We start from the raw sequence: 17,030 nt of genomic DNA on the forward strand, positions 1-17,030 counted from the left end.
CCGCAGGCTTTTCTATTATTGTACGCCTTTCATCGCCCGTTTAATAACGGGAGAAAGAAGAACCAAAATAATACCGAGAATGATGGAAATAAGCCCGATTGAGCCGAAATAGGCCGCTTCAGAAATCTTATCAAACAAACCGACTACTTTTGCGTTCAGGGCTTGGCCGCAGGCGTTTGTTAAGAACCACATACTCATTGTCTGCGCTGAGAAAGCGGCAGGCGCAAGCTTCGTTGTGACAGATAAACCGACCGGTGAAAGGCAAAGCTCACCAAGCACAACCAAAAGGAAGCTGAGCACAAGCCAAAGCGGGCTCACAAGCTCGCCGCTTCCGCCCATAACCGGAAGCACCATGACTAAAAATGACAATCCGGCAAGGATAATGCCGATCGCGAATTTAATCGGTGTTGAAGGCTGGCGTTTGCCGAGCTTCATCCAGAACCAAGCGAACACCGGCGCGAAAATAACGATGAATAATGGGTTCAGAGACTGGAACCATGAAGACTCAAGATGCATTCCCGCAAAAGAAAGCCTCGTGCGCTGATCCGCATATAAAGCAAGAATCGTCGCACCCTGTTCCTGAATAGCCCAGAACATGGCCGCCGCAATAAACAGCGGAATATAAGCCGCAAGCCGTGATTTTTCCGTTCTTGTCGCTTTTTTGCTTGTGAACATCACGATAAAGTAGATAACCGGAATGACAATGCCGAGGACACTGACGACGTCAATTACACGCTGGATTGTCAGCCAGCCGGTTTGGATGAGAACGAAAATAACGGCGGCTGCGATGACCACTCCGATTCCCGTTCCGATCACTGATGATTTAGAAATCGGATTCGGTACATTGGAGCCTGCTTTGCCGAGGTATTTCTTTCTCGTAAGAGCGAAAACAATCAGTCCGAGGAACATACCGGCCGCGGCGCATCCGAAGCCTAAGTGGTAGTTGTACTTCTGTCCGAGTGTTCCGACAATTAGCGGCGCAACTAATCCGCCGAGGTTGATCCCCATGTAAAAGATACTGAAACCAGAGTCGCGGCGCTCGTCTTCCTTCGTATATAGATCTCCGACAACGCTGGATACGTTCGGTTTAAGCAGGCCGGTTCCGATAATGATCAGAGCCATGCTGAGAAAAAACGCCGCCGTGCTGCCAGGGAAGGCAAGAGCGATGTGGCCGAACATAATTAAAATTCCGCCGTAGAATACGGTGTTTGCCGTACCGAATACCCGGTCGGCCAGCCATCCGCCGATGACGCTCGACATGTATACGAGAGATCCGTATATGGACATGATGGCAACTGCGGTGCTTTTATCAAAGCCGAGACCGCCATGAGCGACTTCCGTGTATAAATAGTAAAGCAATATAGCTCTCATACCATAGTAGGAGAAACGCTCCCAAAATTCGGTGAAAAACAGTGTGAACAAGCCGCGGGGATGACCGAAAAAGCCTCGTTGCGGCACAGTTTCTGTTATAGCTTCCTTTTCAATAGATGCCACCTGAGCCAACCCTTTCTTAAAAAAGTGTATTACAAAAATCATATTCTTATATAATACTTGTGTCAATATAATTTATACTGAATTCAAAAAATTCCAGAATGAAAAGATATTATAACGAAGAATATATACGTATTTTCCTAATTCCAATGACTTATTTTTGGTATATTATCTAACTAAACTATCTTTATAAACTTTTTTAATAAAATTTAAAGTATGTACAGGCGGAGCGGGATATGGCGGAATAAGATGGCAATAAGAGAGAAAGGAGGAGATCATCACTTGCCGAATCGTATATTGGATATAACGGATTGCGGCGTGGCGGCAGACGGGAAAACCGACGTGACAAGCGCCATCAACCAATGTTTGGCCAAAGCCGTCAGCGAGGGCTGTCATACGGTGTTTTTTCCGTCCGGAACGTATAAAATCAACGGCACGCTTGGCGGTGACAGCGGCCAGCCGTTTAGGAACGCCGGAATTAATGTGCCGAGCCATCTCTCCATCGTCATGGATCCGGAATGTACGATTAAAGTAACGCCGAACAGCTCCTGGGGCTACTCGGCTTTCTATATAGGCAGGCGGGAAAATGTCACCATCACCGGGGGCCGCATCATCGGGGATCGGGATGAACACAAGTATATCAATGTTCCTTTGCGGTCGACCCATGAATGGGGATTCGGAATCTGTATTGAAGGCAGCAGCAATGTACTGATCGAAGATGTGGAGATATCGGATTTTACGGGAGACGGCATTATTGTCAGTCCGCTCGGGTTAAAAACAAACAGTGATTACGAAACATCAGAACATATAACCATCCGCCGCTGCGATATCAGACAGTCAAGACGCAACAACATTTCAATCACCGGCTGCAACACCGTCACGGTGGAAGACTGCGTGATTGAAGACGCCGGGAAAGGAAATGGAACAGCCCCGAAATTCGGAATCGATATTGAATCGTACGGAGAAGGCGATGTTGATTATGAAGAGGCTCTTCATATTACGATCCGCAACAACTTCTTTTACGGAAACACCGCAAGCTCAGTCACCAACTTTAACGGATATAACGTGTTAATTGAAGGAAATCATTCCGACAATACAATCAGTTACGGGTACGGCGCGCATACCGTCATTTCAGGGAACGTCCTCTTTTGGTCAAACGGCGGCTCAAGAACCGGAATCGCCGGACAAGGTGTGTCACAAGGGCAGGACAGCAGCAATGCCGTCATTTCCAGCAATCTGATTACCGGTTTTTCCACCGGGATAGATGTAAGGGGGAAAAGCGTCCTCGTTACCCACAACAAAATCAATCAATTTGAAAATACGGGCATTTCCGTCTATCGGGCGGAAGATGTGACCGTTGACGGCAATGTCATTGAAAACGGGCGTTCCGAAACGGGACGAAGCGCGGGAATGCGGGCCACGCTTTCTGAAAACGCCGTCTTTATGAATAACACTTTGAATCAGGTAACAGACGGAATCAGCATATCAGCCGGCAATATCACCGTAAAACAGAATGTGCTGAAATCGTTCAGCCGGGGCATATGGGTCACAGGCGGAAATGCCCTCATTGAAGGAAATACGCTCATCCCTAATGCGTTTCAGGGCGCCGCAGAGTCCTATGCCGTATCTGTGACAAACGACGCCAAGGCTGTCATCAAAGGCAATCTCTTCAAAAGCTACAAAAACTATCCCATTTTCAGTTCGACATCCTCAGGAACCTCTGTCATCGGCAACCGCTTTGAATCATCACCGCTTATCGTTACCGTGTATCTGAACTCAGGAACGCATGAAGTCATAGACAATACCATCACGATCAACCGAACGGCGGGCAGCCCGATCGGCATCTATCTGAACGGAACCTCCAATTCCCTCGTTTCGGGGAATACCATCAACAACCTTTCCGCCGCTTCTGCTTCGGCTATCCAAACCAGTTCCTCCGCAAGCACGAAAATCATCGGCAACCGCATTATCAAAGGCATCATTGTAAAACACACTACAGATACGGAAATCGGAAATATCGTCATCTGATCATCATTACCGTCTGAACAATAAAAAGAACACATGAACTCCGAAAAAAGGAGCGATGTGTTCTTTTTTGACACAATACAGCTTTCAACAGCAGTGACGAAGTGCCGGGCGCTTGTCAGGCATCTTTTTTTCCTGTTTTATATAAAGCCAACATTTCTTTGATTAAAAAGAGGGCGAAGAAAAACAGCATCAGCCATTCTGAGAAGGTCATCAATTTAAAAGCGGACAGGTTGTTTTGAACCGCTCCATAGAGACTGAAGCCTTGCAGCATATCCACCCCTACAGAAATCATCAGACAGGAAGTCAGTAAAAAAATGGAAATCCCCAATATTTTCATGCGGTATCACTCTCCCTTTTTATCCTTTTCAAATTTGCAAAACTTATACAGACTTTCCGCCGTGCATAATCTTTTGCCGTACAGGAAGAATATGAAAAAAACGAGGAAAGGTTTTTTGCGATATGCCGCCATTTTTTAAGCAGAAGAAACAAAAAAAAGCCGATCAAAACGACCGTGGCAATGAAGACAGAAAAGAACCGGAAAACAAATCAGACAAAGAGCGGGAGGAGCCGATCTCCCTCAGCTTAGAGAAAAATATGAAGAAGCTGTCTGCGAGGTTCGGCAACAGTGCTGATGTCGTTATCCGCCGGCTGAAAATCGGAAAGGAAGAGCTTCCGGCCGCGATTGTGTATATCGCCGGTTTGGTAGACGAACAGCTTGTCAGCCAATCTCTTCTGGAAGATTTAATCGATATTCCGTCCGTTCAGCCGGAACAAGCGGTCTGCCTGATATACGAAAAAACGCTTGCGATCGGCGGAGTAAAAGAGGAAGAGAAATGGAAAAGCCTTTTTGCCGGGCTGGTGGCGGGCAGCACGCTCATTTTTGTCGACGGGGCTGACAAGGCGCTGATCGCCAGTACGGAAGGAGGGGAACACCGGTCCATTCAAGAGCCGAGCACTCAGGTGTCCTTCCGCGGCCCGCGGCAGGGATTCACAGAATCTCTGCAAACCAATATTTCCATGATCCGCAGGTATGTAAAAACGCCTGATGTATGGGTTGAAAAAATGGAGATCGGACACGAGACGAATACGGACGTCGCGCTGATGTATATCAACGGAATTTGTGAAAAAAAGCTGATTAAGGAAGTCCGCAAGCGGCTGAAGCACATTGATATCGACAGCATTCTGGAATCCGGCTACATTGAGCAGCTTATAGAAGACGCGCCGTTTTCCGTGTTTCCCACTGTGTATCATACGGAACGTCCGGACGTTGTTGCGGGAAATCTGCTGGAAGGAAGATTTGCGATTATCGTGGATGGAACGCCGTTTGTTCTCCTCGCACCGGCCTTATTTATTCAATTTTTTCAATCAGTTGAGGATTATTATTCACGATTTGATATCGCTACAAGCATCAGGCTGCTTCGGGTTTTGATATTCTTCATTTCACTGGTGGCGCCGGGGATTTATGTGGCGGCGGCGACCTTTCATCAGGAAATGATTCCGACGCAGCTGCTGATTGTCATCGCCGCCCAGCGGGAGACGGTCCCGTTTCCGGCCGTCATTGAAGCGCTGACGATGGAAGTGGCCTTCGAGATTCTCAGGGAGGCGGGCGTCCGTCTTCCGAGAGTTGCGGGTTCCGCCGTTTCTATAGTTGGAGCGCTCGTCATCGGCCAGGCCGCCGTACAGGCCGGCATCGTTTCCCCGGCCATGGTTATCGTCGTCGCGCTGACGGCGATTGCCAGCTTTGCGACCCCGGCTTTTGACATGGCGATATCTGCGCGCCTGATCCGGTTTGTCTTTATTCTGTCGGCGGCGGTGATGGGATTTTACGGGCTGATTCTGGGCATTATCATGATGTTTGTTCATCTGTGCAGCCTGCGTTCATTCGGTTTTCCGTATATGTCCCCGCTCGCTCCTTTGTCCCCGGGCGGGCTGAAGGATTCCCTTCTCCGCGCTCCGCTGTGGGCGGATGAAAAAAGGCCGGGACTGCTCGTGCAGAAAAACAACAGGCGCCAAGGAGAACATCAAAGACCGAAACCGGAGACATCCAGAGGAATGGTTAATAAAGATATAGAAGAGGGCGACGGTAATGAAAAGACGTAAATGGATACTCCTCCTTTGTACGATGGTTTCCCTCATGTTTGTATCCGGGTGCTGGGATAAAAGAGAGCTGACCGATTTGGCGGTGATCTCCGCCATCGGTATTGACCGGACCGAATCGGGAAAATACGTCCTTCACTTTCAAATTATCAACCCGGGAAACGTGGCCGGCGGTCTGCAGGGCGGCGGAGCGGGAGACCGGCCTCCGGTTTCCGTCTATTCCGTGTCCGGAGACAATATGACGGAAGCTTTGAGAAAAGGCTCGATGAAGGTGTCCAGAAGGCTCTATTTTGCGCATACGAATCTTGTGGTGTTCAGTGAAAAGCTGGCGAAAGAGGAAGGGCTCAGTTTTATTCTGGACAATCTTGAAAGCGACACCGAATTCAGGACGACCGCAACCGCGGTCATTGCGCATAATTGCAAGGCTGAAGACATTATTAAAGTGCTGACGCCGATTGATAAAATCCCTTCCAATAAAGTGAACAAGACGCTCAGCTTTACGCAGGAACAATACGGCAGAGTCATTAAAACAAGCCTTCAGGACATTCTGATTGATCTCGCCTCTCCGACCAGGTCGCCGTTTATACCGGGTTATGAAATGCACGGAGACGATAAAGTCGGTCCTACGATGGAAAATACGCAGACGACTGAACCGAAAGCGCTGCTGTCAGCTGACGGATTGGCTGTGTTCAAAAAGGATGGGAGACTCGATTACTGGATCGAGGATGACGACAGTGTGGGCGCGGTATGGCTGCTGAACAAAATCAAGCATACGTTCATCAATGCGGATTGGAAGAACGTTAAGCATGCAATCAGTCTGCAGGTCACCCGCCAGAATACGAAGGTGACGGCCACTTTTCCGGGCGGGAAACCGCATATTCACGTTCATGCTGAGGTCGAAGGACTGGTGGACGCCGTCAGATACCCTTTCCATCTGTCTGATCCGAAAGTGCTGATGACCATGCAAAAGGCGCTCAGCGCGCAGCTTGACAAAGATATCACCAAATCTATTGAAGATATTAAGGCTCATAAGAATGATTTCATCGGCTTCGGAGACCTGATTTATCGGCAGCATCCGCATAAATGGAAAAAGTTAAAAGGGAAGTGGGATGAAGAAATCTTTCCTAATCTCCCCGTGGATGTAAAAACGGAAGTCATCATCAGAAGAACGGGCTTGCGGAATAATCCTCTTTCAGACGAGCTCCAGCATGATTGATTTGAGGAGAAAGGAGCAAAGCACATGGAAAATGCCAAAATCGGCACGCGTCAGCTGTTTATTATGATCATTTTGTTTGAATTGGGCAGTTCGTTATTGATCCCGCCGGGCACGATGGCCGGACGGGATGCATGGCTGTCCGTGCTTCTCGGGTGCGTTGTCGGTCTCGGACTTTTCTACGTTTATCAGGCGCTGTATCAGTATTTTCCTGAGTCTTCTCCGAGAGATTACATGAACGAACTGATCGGCAGGCATCTGAGCTGGGTGGTCTTTCTTCTCTATATTCTCTATTTTGCTTATATCGCCGCCCGTGTATTGAGGGATTTTGGCGAAATGCTTGTCACCTTCGCCTATCAGGACACACCGCTTGTCATTGTGAATGCCATGCTGATGATTGCTGCGATATTTGCGGTCAGAAAGGGAATTGAAGTCATAGCGAGAGCCGGCGAGCTGCTGTTTGGCATTATGTATTTCCTGACGGCCATCGGGCTGATCCTCCTTATCAGCTCCGGCACGATAAACCTCAGATTTCTCCAGCCTGTCTTAGCGGAAGGCATGGGGACAGTCATTTATTCCGTGTTTAAACAGACCATGTTCATCCCGTTCGGTGAATTAATCGTGTTTGTCATGATTTTCCCTTACTTAAAAGATCGGAAAAAAGTGAAGAAAACAGGATTTCTGGCGATTATCATCAGCGGTCTGTTTTTGGCGATGTCGGTGGCGATTAATATTTGTGTGCTGGACGTCAACTTAATGCTCCGCTCTCAATTCCCGCTGCTGAGCACCATACAGACGATTAAAGTGGAAGAGTTTTTAGACCGGCTGGATGTCTTTTTTATGCTCGTGCTCGTCATCGGCGGTTTTTTCAAAGTCAGTCTTTTTACATATTCGGTTGTCGTGGGGGTCTCCACGCTGTTTAAAGAGAAAAATCCGTCCCAGCTGGCCTTGCCGGTCGGATTGGGAGTACTGATTCTCTCCATCAGCATCGCAAGCAATTTTTCGGAACACATGAATGAAGGCTTAAAAATTGTGCCGATCTATATTCATCTTCCGTTTCAAGTGCTGTTCCCCGTTTTGCTGCTTATCATTGCCGTGATCAAGAAAAAAGTCAAAGGGAGCGTCTATACAGTTTCGAAGAAATAACCCGGCCGATGCGCCGGGTTATTTTTAAAATCATGATTTTTGTCTGAATGCATTGACAAACTTGCCTGACAATTGTACATTTTGATTTATTCTTATAAATTTACTAGGAAATATAGGTTTAGTAGTGTTAATATTTTCCGAACGGTATTTCAGAATAGAAGGAGATACGTCATGACAAAGAAAAAAGAAATCAAACTCGGTGTGTTTCTCGCGGGCACCGGCCATCATGTCGCCTCTTGGAGACATCCTGAGGCTCCGGCGGACGCGAGCATGAATTTAGATTATTTCAAAGAACTGGCCAAAACAGCGGAGCGGGGGAAATTGGACATGCTGTTTTTAGCGGACAGTTTATCAATAGACAGCAAATCACATCCGAATGTGTTAACGCGTTTTGAGCCGTTTACGCTGCTGTCGGCGCTCGCTCAGGTCACATCCCGCATCGGTCTGACGGCGACCGCTTCCACTACATACAGTGAACCGTTCCACATCGCGAGACAAATTGCATCGCTTGATCATCTTTCCAACGGCCGCGCGGGCTGGAATGTCGTCACATCATCAATTGAATCAACCGCGCTTAATTTCAGCGGCGAAAAGCATCTTGAGCACCATCTCAGATATCAGCGCGCGGAAGAATTCGTTGAAGTCGTCAAAGGATTATGGGATTCGTGGGAGGAAGACGCCTTTATCCGCGACAAAGAATCAGGGACGTTTTTTGATAAAGACAAAATGCATGAATTGAATCATAAAGGAACATATTTTTCCGTAAGAGGGCCGTTAAATGCCGCCCGCACTCCGCAGGGCCGCCCCGTCATCATTCAGGCGGGATCATCAGGAGACGGAAAGGCGCTGGCCGCCAAAACGGCGGAGGTCATTTTTACCGCGCAAAACCATTTGGAATCTGCGCAGGAATTCTATCATTCTATTAAAGAACAAGCGGCTTCTTTCGGCCGTGATCCTGAAAAAATCGCGATCATGCCGGGGATTTTTCCCGTGATTGCCGATACTGAGGAAGAAGCGCAGGCAAAATATGAGGAGCTCCAAGACCTCATCATCCCGTCTGTCGGCCTGAACATTCTGCAAAACTATTTGGGCGGCGTCGACCTTTCCGCTTACCCGCTTGACGGCCCGCTGCCTGAATTGGATGCGGAAGCGTCAAATGCCGTGAAAAGCCGCTTCAAGCTCGTTCAAGAGATGGCCAAGCGCGATAACATGACCATCCGCGAGCTGTACAAATATGTGGCGGGTTCAAGAGGTCATCATATCTTTGTCGGAACGCCTGAACAGCTTGCCGATAAGATGGAAGAATGGGTCGACAAACAAGCTTGTGACGGCTTCAACATCATGCCGCCGCTTTTGCCTGAAGGTCTCACTCTTTTTGTAGATAAAGTGATTCCGATTTTACAAGAACGGGGCGTGTTCAGAAAAGAATATGAAGGAACGACGCTGAGAGAACATTTCGGACTGGAAAAACCGGCAAACCGATATGCCGGCTAAGGAGGGCTCATCATGTCAAGACAATACCGGCTCGCAACGGAAAGAGACGCTGATGAACTGCTTTCACTGACACTGCGGGCGTATGAACCGATCCGGAAGCTCGGCATAAACTTTGCCGCAGCAACGGCGGATAAAGAGCTCGTTTTGAATAACATCCAAAAAAACGCCTGTTACGTTTTGGAGGAAGACGGACGGATTCTGGCGACGATTTCCCTGCGGATGCCGTGGGGGCCGAATCCAGGGCCGTACGGTGTCCCTCATATTTGGTGGTTCGCCGTCGACCCTGACACCGGAAAAAAAGGGACGGGCTCAGAAATGCTGGAGTGGCTGGAGAACACGGTGCTTCGCGATACTTTAAAAGCCCCCTTCGTATCATTGGGTACAGCAGACAAGCATCCGTGGCTGATCGGCATGTACGAGCGGAAAGGCTACGTCCGTGCAGGCGAAAAGGATTTAGGAAAAGGACACATCACCATCTATTTAAAAAAACAATTGCAGAATTAACATATTCATAGAAAAAGGCGGGAGTTCAATGAAAAAGAAAACATGGGCTTTGCTGCTGTTTGCCGCGCTTTTGGCGGTCTTATCAGCATGCGGTAACGGAAAAGAAAGCGAAGACGGAGGTAACGTGCTGCATGTCGGCGCCACGGGACAAAGCTATCCGTTCGCATATAAAGAAAACGGCAAGCTGACCGGCTTTGACGTGGATGTCATGGAAGCCGTAGCGAAAAAAATCAACATGAAGCTGGACTGGAAGCTGCTTGAATTCAGCGGACTGATGGGCGAGCTCCAGACCGGCAAACTCGACACTATCTCAAACCAGGTCGCTGTCACGGGTGAACGCAAGAAAACGTATAACTTTACAGAACCGTATTCCTATGCGGGCACTCAAATTGTCGTCAAAAACGATAACAAAGACATCAAATCAGTCAATGATCTAAAAGGAAAAACAGTGGCGGCCGTTCTGGGCTCAAACCACGCGAAAAACCTTGAGAGCAAGGACCCGGATAAAAAAATCAACATTAAAACGTATGAAACACAAGAAGGTACGCTGAAAGACGTGGCTTACGGACGCGTTGACGCTTACGTAAACAGCCGCAGCCTCCTGATCGCCCAAATCAAAAAGACCGGTCTGCCTTTGAAATTGGCAGGAGACCCGATTGTCTATGAAAAAGTCGCTTTCCCGTTTGCGAAGGATGCGGCACACGATAAAATCCGCAAAAAAGTAAACAAAGCCATTGAAGAACTGCAGAAAGACGGCACGCTGAAAAAGCTGTCAGAAAAATACTTTAAAGAAGACATTACAACGGAAGAAAAGCATTAAGAAACGGCGGTGAAAATCGAGAATGAACAGCATTGATTGGGGATTTATGTTTTCAGCTTTTCCCGCGTTAATCGAAGCCTTGCCGATCACATTAGTAATGGCTGTCGCGGCCATGGTATTTGCCGTGATCGGAGGCCTTATATTAGCGCTTATCACGAAAAATCGTATTCCTGTGCTTCACCAGCTGTCAAAGGTGTATATTTCATTTTTCCGGGGCGTGCCGACGCTCGTTCAGCTTTTCCTAATTTATTACGGCCTGCCTCAGCTGTTCCCCGGAATGAGCAAGATGACGGCGTTAACTGCGGCGATTATCGGGTTAAGCCTGAAAAATGCCGCCTACCTGGCTGAAATTTTTCGCGCCGCGCTCAACTCAGTCGATGAGGGGCAGCTTGAAGCATGTCTTTCTGTCGGAATGACAAAATCCCAGGCGTACAGGCGGATCATTTTTCCGCAGGCCATCAGAAACGCGCTTCCCGCAACGGGAAATACGTTTATCGGCCTGTTAAAAGAAACATCGCTCGCCTTTACATTAGGAGTGATGGAGATGTTCGCCCAAGGGAAAATGTACGCATCAGGCAACCTCAAATATTTTGAGACGTATTTAGCCGTCGCAATCATGTATTGGATTCTTACGATTATTTACAGCGTGCTGCAGGATCTGCTCGAACGGGCGATCAGCAAGCCTTATCGCACATAGGAGGAGGCTCGGGATGATACAAGTCAGACACATTCGAAAAGCATTTAAAGACCTTACTGTTCTTGACGGGATCGATCTTGAGATCAAGAGCGGTGAAGTCACGGCCATCATCGGCCCGTCAGGCTCGGGAAAATCAACGCTCCTCCGCTGTCTGAATCTGCTGGAGCGCCCGGATGACGGCATCATTGAAATCGGTGATGCCAAGCTGAATGCAGCGTCCTATTCGCGCAAAGACGTACACAAGCTTCGCCAGCAGACGGCGATGGTGTTTCAGAATTACAACCTGTTTAAAAACAAAACCGCCCTGCAAAACGTGACAGAAGCGCTGATCACTGCGCAAAAGAAACCGAAAAAAGAAGCGGAACAGATCGGTATGGATCTGCTGCGGCAAGTCGGTTTAGAGCACAAAGCGGACAGCTACCCGATTACGATGTCAGGCGGACAGCAGCAGCGGATCGGGATTGCGCGCGCCCTGGCCGTTGATCCCCATGCGATTTTACTGGATGAACCGACTTCGGCCCTTGATCCGGAGCTTGTAGCCGGGGTGCTCCAAGTCATCAAATCAATTGCCGAAAAACAGACAACCATGGTCATCGTCACTCATGAGATGGCTTTTGCGCGTGAAGTTGCCGACCAGGTCATATTTATGGCGGACGGACGCATCATCGAGCAGGGAACGCCGGAAGAGCTGTTTGACAATCCGCAGAACGAACGGACGAAAAAATTCATTAAGCAAGTGGGAGAGCCTGCCGAACTTGTCTAAGAAGGGATGAAGAAAAAATGGCAAATGAAACGTATGAATCATTAAACAAACGTTTAATCAATATCCGCCGCGACCTTCATGAATACCCTGAGCTGTCAGGCGAGGAATACGAAACGACGGGTAAAATCCGCCGCTGGCTGGAGGAAGAAGGTATCTCGGTTCTTGATGTTCCGAAACTTCAAACCGGAGTGATCGCTGAAATCAAAGGCGACAAAAGCGGCCCCGTCATCGCTGTCAGAGCGGACATCGACGCATTGCCGATCGAAGAGAAAACAAACCTCCCGTTTGCTTCGCGAAACAGCGGCGTGATGCATGCCTGCGGTCATGATTTTCATACGGCATCTATTCTCGGCACGGCTTTCTTATTAAATGATAGAAAGCATGAGCTGAAAGGAACGGTCCGGTTTATTTTCCAGCCTGCCGAAGAAATCGCCGCCGGAGCGAGACAGGTCATTGAAGCCGGCGCCCTTGAGGGTGTATCGGCGATATTCGGCATGCATAACAAACCCGATCTCCCAGTCGGCACGGTCGGCCTGAAAGAAGGCCCGCTGATGGCGAGTGTCGACCGCTTTGAAATGACCGTTAAAGGAAAAGGCGGGCACGCCGGAATTCCCGACAACAGCATCGATCCGATTCAGGCGGCAGGGCAGATCATCGGCGGCCTGCAATCGGTTGTCAGCAGAAATATCAGCTCGCTCCATAATGCCGTCGTCAGCATCACCAGAGTTCAAGGCGGCAGTTCTTGGAATGTCATCCCGGATCGTGTTGAAATGGAAGGGACCGTCCGTACGTTTCAAAAAGAAGCGCGGGAAGCTGTTCCGAAACATATGAAGCGGGTTGCTGAAGGAATCGCCGCCGGATTCGGGGCAGAAGCTGAATTCCGCTGGTTTCCTTACCTCCCGTCAGTCATGAACGACGCCCGTTTCATACAGACGGCGGAACAAACGGCTGAAAGCCTCGGGCTTCAAACCGTTCGGGCAGAACAGTCTCCCGGCGGTGAGGACTTCGCCTTATATCAAGAAAAAATCCCCGGCTTCTTCGTTTGGATGGGAACAAACGGAACAGAAGAATGGCATCATCCAGCCTTCACACTCGACGAAAAAGCGCTTCCGGCCGCGGCTGAGTTTTTCGCCCGGCTTGCCGTCAATGTATTGGAGCAGACGGAATGAATACGGAAAATCTGACGGCCGGGCTTGCTCAGGCCGTCATGTCGTCTGTGCCGGAAACATCCGCCGAAGCGATGAAAGAAGCGCGCAAAGGGCTGCTTGATTTTACAGCGGCAGCCTTTGCGGGAAGACGGGATAAAGGCATTGAGAAACTGATAAAGCTGGCCGAAGAAGAAGGCGGAGCGCCGATAGCTCCGCTTATCGGCAGAAAACAAAAAACAACGCCGTCCCAATCCGCGCTGATTAACGGATTCATCGCCCATGCGCTTGATTTTGACGATGTCCATTCTGATGTAAGAGGGCACCCGAGCGCCGTCATCCTTCCGGCTCTGATTGCAGCCGCATCATCAGGCCGTATAGACAAGAGCCGTTTTCTCGGTGCTTACGTGACAGGAATCGAAGTGATGGCGCGGCTCGGTGAGTCATCGGGAAGATCTCATTACGAAAAAGGGTGGCACAATACGGGGACGTTAGGCGCGATTGCGGCCGCGTGCGCCGTCGGGTTTGCGGAGAACCTGAATCATCATCAGTTGCAGAAAGCGATCGGGTTTGCGGCCGCCCGTTCCGGAGGCATGCGTGTGCAATTCGGAACGGAAATGAAGCCGCTCCATGCCGGGCTGGCCGCTCAAGCCGGATTGTTCGCCGTCAAGCTTGCGCAGGCCGGTTTTGGCGGGTCAGCTCATGCGCTTGACGGGGAGAAAGGCTTTTTCGGGCTGTACGGCGATCTTGAACGGGCAGAAACTTTGCTTTTAAACGGATGGGGAAAACCTTGGCGGATCACGAGCCCGGGACTTTGGTTTAAGGTGTATCCGTTTTGCTCGGCTGCCCATCATGCGGCGGACGCCATTCTCAAGCTGAAGGCCGAGCACGGTCTCACCTTCAGCCAAACGGAACGGGTCGACGTAATTTATCCGCCTGGCGGGGACGCCGCATTGACAGAACGGCGTCCGAAAACCGGCGAAGCGGGACGGTTCAGTGTGGAATATGTGATCTCGTTAGCTTTGCACGGTAAAGATCTTTCAGCTGAACATTTCACATCCGAGCCGATTCCGGAATTCCTTCAAAAGGGGTTCGCGCGGATTCACCGCGGCTATGATGATCAAATTCAGCCGGCTGACAACGCCGTTCCGAAGGGCCGTTTTACAATTGTACGGGTTACGGCTGCCGGCAATCATGTGTATGAAGCGCGTATCGACTGTCCGAAGGGTGCGCCGGGAAACGGTCTTTCTGAAAAAGACATTGAAGACAAACTCAGGCTCGCTTTGCCAGGAGAAGAGAAAAGAGCGGCAGAGTTGATCAAAGCAGCCGGACAGCCGAATATTGAACGTTATTTACAGCTGATATAAATAAAAAAAGCGAGGGGATGCAGCCCTCGCTTTTTTTACGTTCACTTCTATTGAATAGGGGGATATAGGGTGCGCCCCTGTCTGCGCTGGCAGGGGCGCGGTTTCAGGAAACGGCTGTGCCGTTTTCTTTTACGGTGAAACTTCCTCTTGATAAGCGGATGTTGATATCCGAAACTTTGGAAATTTGTTCATCATGCGTGACCATGATGACGCATTTGCTGTCTTTATGCGCCAGATCCTGAAAGAGCCGGACGATTTCCTTTGACGTATCCTCGTCGAGGTTGCCCGTCGGCTCGTCCGCACAAATTAAATCCGTGTCACAGCAGAAAGCCCGCGCAATCGAAACCCGCTGCTGCTGTCCGCCGCTTAATGTCAGCACCCGCTGCCGGGCCTGCTGTTCCGTAATACCCACTCTTTCCAGCATGCTGAGCGCGAACGCATCTTTGTTTTTCTCTTTAGATCCGGTAATCTCCATCGCCGTTGTGATATTCTGGAGCGCTGTCATATACGGAATCAGATTATAAGATTGAAAGACGATAGAGACATATTGATTTCTGAATTTGGTCAGTCCGATTTTGGAGATATCTTCTCCGTTATAAAGGATGCTTCCCTCTTTAGGTGTGTCAAGACCGCCCGCCAAAGACAGAAACGTTGTTTTCCCCGTTCCGGAGGCGCCGACAATTGTATAAAACTTCCCTTTTTCAAAGCTGATCGTTATATCCTGAAACAGCGGCTGTGATTTGTCTTGGTACCAATAGCCGGTCTGTTGAAAGGTTAATAGGCTCATTACGCTGCCTCCTCTTATTCCTGCTTGGTCAGGATGGTTTTAGGATGAAGCCGCATGACTGATACAGACGGCAGTAATGTGGCGATGACGGCAATCGCGATGCCGATACCGCCAAGAATCAGAAGGTCATTCAGCGAGACGTTTACCTGCATCGTGCTGATGACGTCCGTGCTTGATGAATGCCGGCCGAACATACCGCCTCCGCGCGGCATTTCTCCGCCGCCCCAGCCGCTTGCTTGCTGCTGTGAATCATCGGCTGAGCTGACCTGCTGAGAAAGAAGCTGGTTTCCGAGCTGATTCGCTACAAGGCTGCCTGTGACAGATGCGATACCGATGGCGATGACGGCGACCGCCAGTATTTCCGTTAGGAATTGTCCGATGAGCTTCCAGCGTTTTTCGCCGATCGCCATTAAGACACCCATTTCATACTTGCGTTCCCTGATCGACATCATCACGATTAATCCGAGAATGACCGCGCCCGCGATGGATACAAGATACACCACGTTTTTAGAAAACGACGCGACATTTTCAATCGGGCCGACCATTTGCTGATACACCTGATCATTCGTCGTCAGCGTGTACGTTTTATAATCTATGGATGTTTTTTTCGCAGCCGCAACGAATGAGTCAATATATTTGGCATCATCCATGTAATAAACGGCTGAGCTGATTTTGTTTTTGTTGTCAGATCCTTTTAACGCCGCTGCGGCGGTGTAAGGCGTATAGATTTTGTTATCAGGATTTAAGAATGAAAAATGCTGTGCCTGATCATCTCCGGAAGATGTTGTTTTATAGATTCCCACAATTTTAAGCTTCGTTTTCACCGAATCATCTGATGCTGAGGAAACGGTAATGGAGCCGCCGACCTTCAGCTTGTTTTGATCTGCCAGTGTTTTATTGATCACTGCGACTTTTGCGTCCGCATCTGTTTTTGTGATGGCGCGGCCGTCCGTGATTTTTGAGCTGCCGTCCGTGAAATCGTCAAGCAGTGCCGTAGAGAGCACGCCTTCGATCGAAATGTCCGCTGACATCATCTGTCTTCCGCCGCCTTGAAAACGGCTTCCGCCGGAATTGTTATCGGCTGATGCGTCTGAGCTTTCTATCGCGTCAAAGCTTTCTGCGTTTGCTGACGCTGTCGTGAGAAAGTTGTAATTTTTCACGTGCTGTAAAGATGTAAGCTTCTTGGCATCCGAGACGGAAATCGGCGTTGATTCAAACGTCCTTTTTTCACCGTCTTTTTGCTGCTGCGCCATTTGCTTTTGGCGGTCAACCTGGAGTGTGACACTCCCGCCGAGCTGCTGCCTGGCCAGTTCGCTTGATTTCTTTGCCGCTGACTGGATCGTAAGGCCGGACAGGACAAAAATACAAATCACCGAAAACACAATCAGCTGCAATAATGTTTTTCCCTTTTTTGCCTTCATGCTCCAAAAGGCTCTTTTTATAAAATTCATGTCTGTTCCTCCGTGTGGGTGTCAGAT

The 17,030-nt window shown here is 49.3% G+C and carries 15 protein-coding genes; 11 read left to right on the forward strand and 4 right to left on the reverse strand.

Translation table 11 applies throughout. The features are described 5' to 3' along the window. Positions 1-15 precede the first annotated feature (15 nt). Positions 16-1,494, reverse strand: a complete 1,479-nt coding sequence (locus ACW5MY_RS01855) for a peptide MFS transporter (protein WP_013350987.1) — start codon at positions 1,492-1,494, stop codon at positions 16-18. Positions 1,495-1,773: 279 nt separating this feature from the next. On the opposite strand from ACW5MY_RS01855, the gene ACW5MY_RS01860 reads away from it, so the two are divergent. Beyond that, positions 1,774-3,519 (forward strand): right-handed parallel beta-helix repeat-containing protein, encoded by a 1,746-nt coding sequence (locus ACW5MY_RS01860; RefSeq protein ID WP_014469739.1) that lies wholly within the window; start codon positions 1,774-1,776, stop codon positions 3,517-3,519. Between the two features lie 115 nt (positions 3,520-3,634). On the opposite strand, the gene ACW5MY_RS01865 is transcribed toward ACW5MY_RS01860, so the two are convergent. Then, positions 3,635-3,856 carry a hypothetical protein gene (locus ACW5MY_RS01865; RefSeq protein WP_014469740.1) on the reverse strand — a complete coding sequence of 74 codons (222 nt, stop codon included), beginning with the start codon at positions 3,854-3,856 and terminating at the stop codon, positions 3,635-3,637. Positions 3,857-3,978: 122 nt separating this feature from the next. Here ACW5MY_RS01865 and gerKA point away from each other — a divergent pair, with 122 nt between their 5' ends. The 10 genes from gerKA to ACW5MY_RS01915 all read left to right on the forward strand — a co-directional run bounded on the left by gerKA (position 3,979) and on the right by ACW5MY_RS01915 (position 14,765). After that, a complete protein-coding gene (gerKA, locus tag ACW5MY_RS01870; protein WP_014469741.1) occupies positions 3,979-5,619 on the forward strand; it encodes a spore germination protein GerKA in 1,641 nt (546 codons plus the stop codon). Beyond that, positions 5,606-6,832 (forward strand): Ger(x)C family spore germination protein, encoded by a 1,227-nt coding sequence (locus tag ACW5MY_RS01875; protein WP_462061659.1) that lies wholly within the window; start codon positions 5,606-5,608, stop codon positions 6,830-6,832. The genes gerKA and ACW5MY_RS01875 overlap by 14 nt, the downstream gene beginning before the upstream one ends. A gap of 24 nt (positions 6,833-6,856) precedes the next feature. After that, positions 6,857-7,975, forward strand: a complete 1,119-nt coding sequence (locus ACW5MY_RS01880; RefSeq protein WP_014469743.1) for a GerAB/ArcD/ProY family transporter — start codon at positions 6,857-6,859, stop codon at positions 7,973-7,975. 171 nt (positions 7,976-8,146) lie between these two features. Next, on the forward strand, positions 8,147-9,469 hold the full coding sequence (locus ACW5MY_RS01885) for an LLM class flavin-dependent oxidoreductase (RefSeq protein WP_014469744.1): 1,323 nt from the start codon (positions 8,147-8,149) through the stop codon (positions 9,467-9,469). Between the two features lie 12 nt (positions 9,470-9,481). Next, entirely contained in the window at positions 9,482-9,973 is a 492-nt protein-coding gene (locus tag ACW5MY_RS01890; protein WP_013350994.1) for a GNAT family N-acetyltransferase, read from the forward strand. Positions 9,974-10,001: 28 nt separating this feature from the next. Then, positions 10,002-10,793: an amino acid ABC transporter substrate-binding protein gene (locus ACW5MY_RS01895; RefSeq protein ID WP_013350995.1), complete on the forward strand. Its 792-nt coding sequence runs from the start codon at positions 10,002-10,004 to the stop codon at positions 10,791-10,793. Positions 10,794-10,815: 22 nt separating this feature from the next. Next, a complete protein-coding gene (locus ACW5MY_RS01900; RefSeq protein WP_014469745.1) occupies positions 10,816-11,490 on the forward strand; it encodes an amino acid ABC transporter permease in 675 nt (224 codons plus the stop codon). Positions 11,491-11,503: 13 nt separating this feature from the next. Further along, positions 11,504-12,253 (forward strand): amino acid ABC transporter ATP-binding protein, encoded by a 750-nt coding sequence (locus ACW5MY_RS01905; RefSeq protein ID WP_013350997.1) that lies wholly within the window; start codon positions 11,504-11,506, stop codon positions 12,251-12,253. 17 nt (positions 12,254-12,270) lie between these two features. After that, complete coding sequence (locus ACW5MY_RS01910; RefSeq protein ID WP_013350998.1) at positions 12,271-13,422, forward strand: M20 peptidase aminoacylase family protein; 1,152 nt, start codon at positions 12,271-12,273, stop codon at positions 13,420-13,422. Beyond that, positions 13,419-14,765: an MmgE/PrpD family protein gene (locus ACW5MY_RS01915; protein WP_013350999.1), complete on the forward strand. Its 1,347-nt coding sequence runs from the start codon at positions 13,419-13,421 to the stop codon at positions 14,763-14,765. The genes ACW5MY_RS01910 and ACW5MY_RS01915 overlap by 4 nt, the downstream gene beginning before the upstream one ends. A gap of 103 nt (positions 14,766-14,868) precedes the next feature. Here the strand turns inward: ACW5MY_RS01915 and ACW5MY_RS01920 are convergent, their stop codons facing one another. Together ACW5MY_RS01920 and ACW5MY_RS01925 are read right to left on the reverse strand one after the other, a co-directional pair. Further along, complete coding sequence (locus ACW5MY_RS01920) at positions 14,869-15,552, reverse strand: ABC transporter ATP-binding protein (RefSeq protein WP_014469746.1); 684 nt, start codon at positions 15,550-15,552, stop codon at positions 14,869-14,871. A gap of 14 nt (positions 15,553-15,566) precedes the next feature. Continuing rightward, positions 15,567-17,003 carry an ABC transporter permease gene (locus ACW5MY_RS01925; RefSeq protein ID WP_013351001.1) on the reverse strand — a complete coding sequence of 479 codons (1,437 nt, stop codon included), beginning with the start codon at positions 17,001-17,003 and terminating at the stop codon, positions 15,567-15,569. Positions 17,004-17,030 lie beyond the last annotated feature (27 nt).

This window comes from Bacillus sp. Bwzl_19, assembly GCF_054900515.1.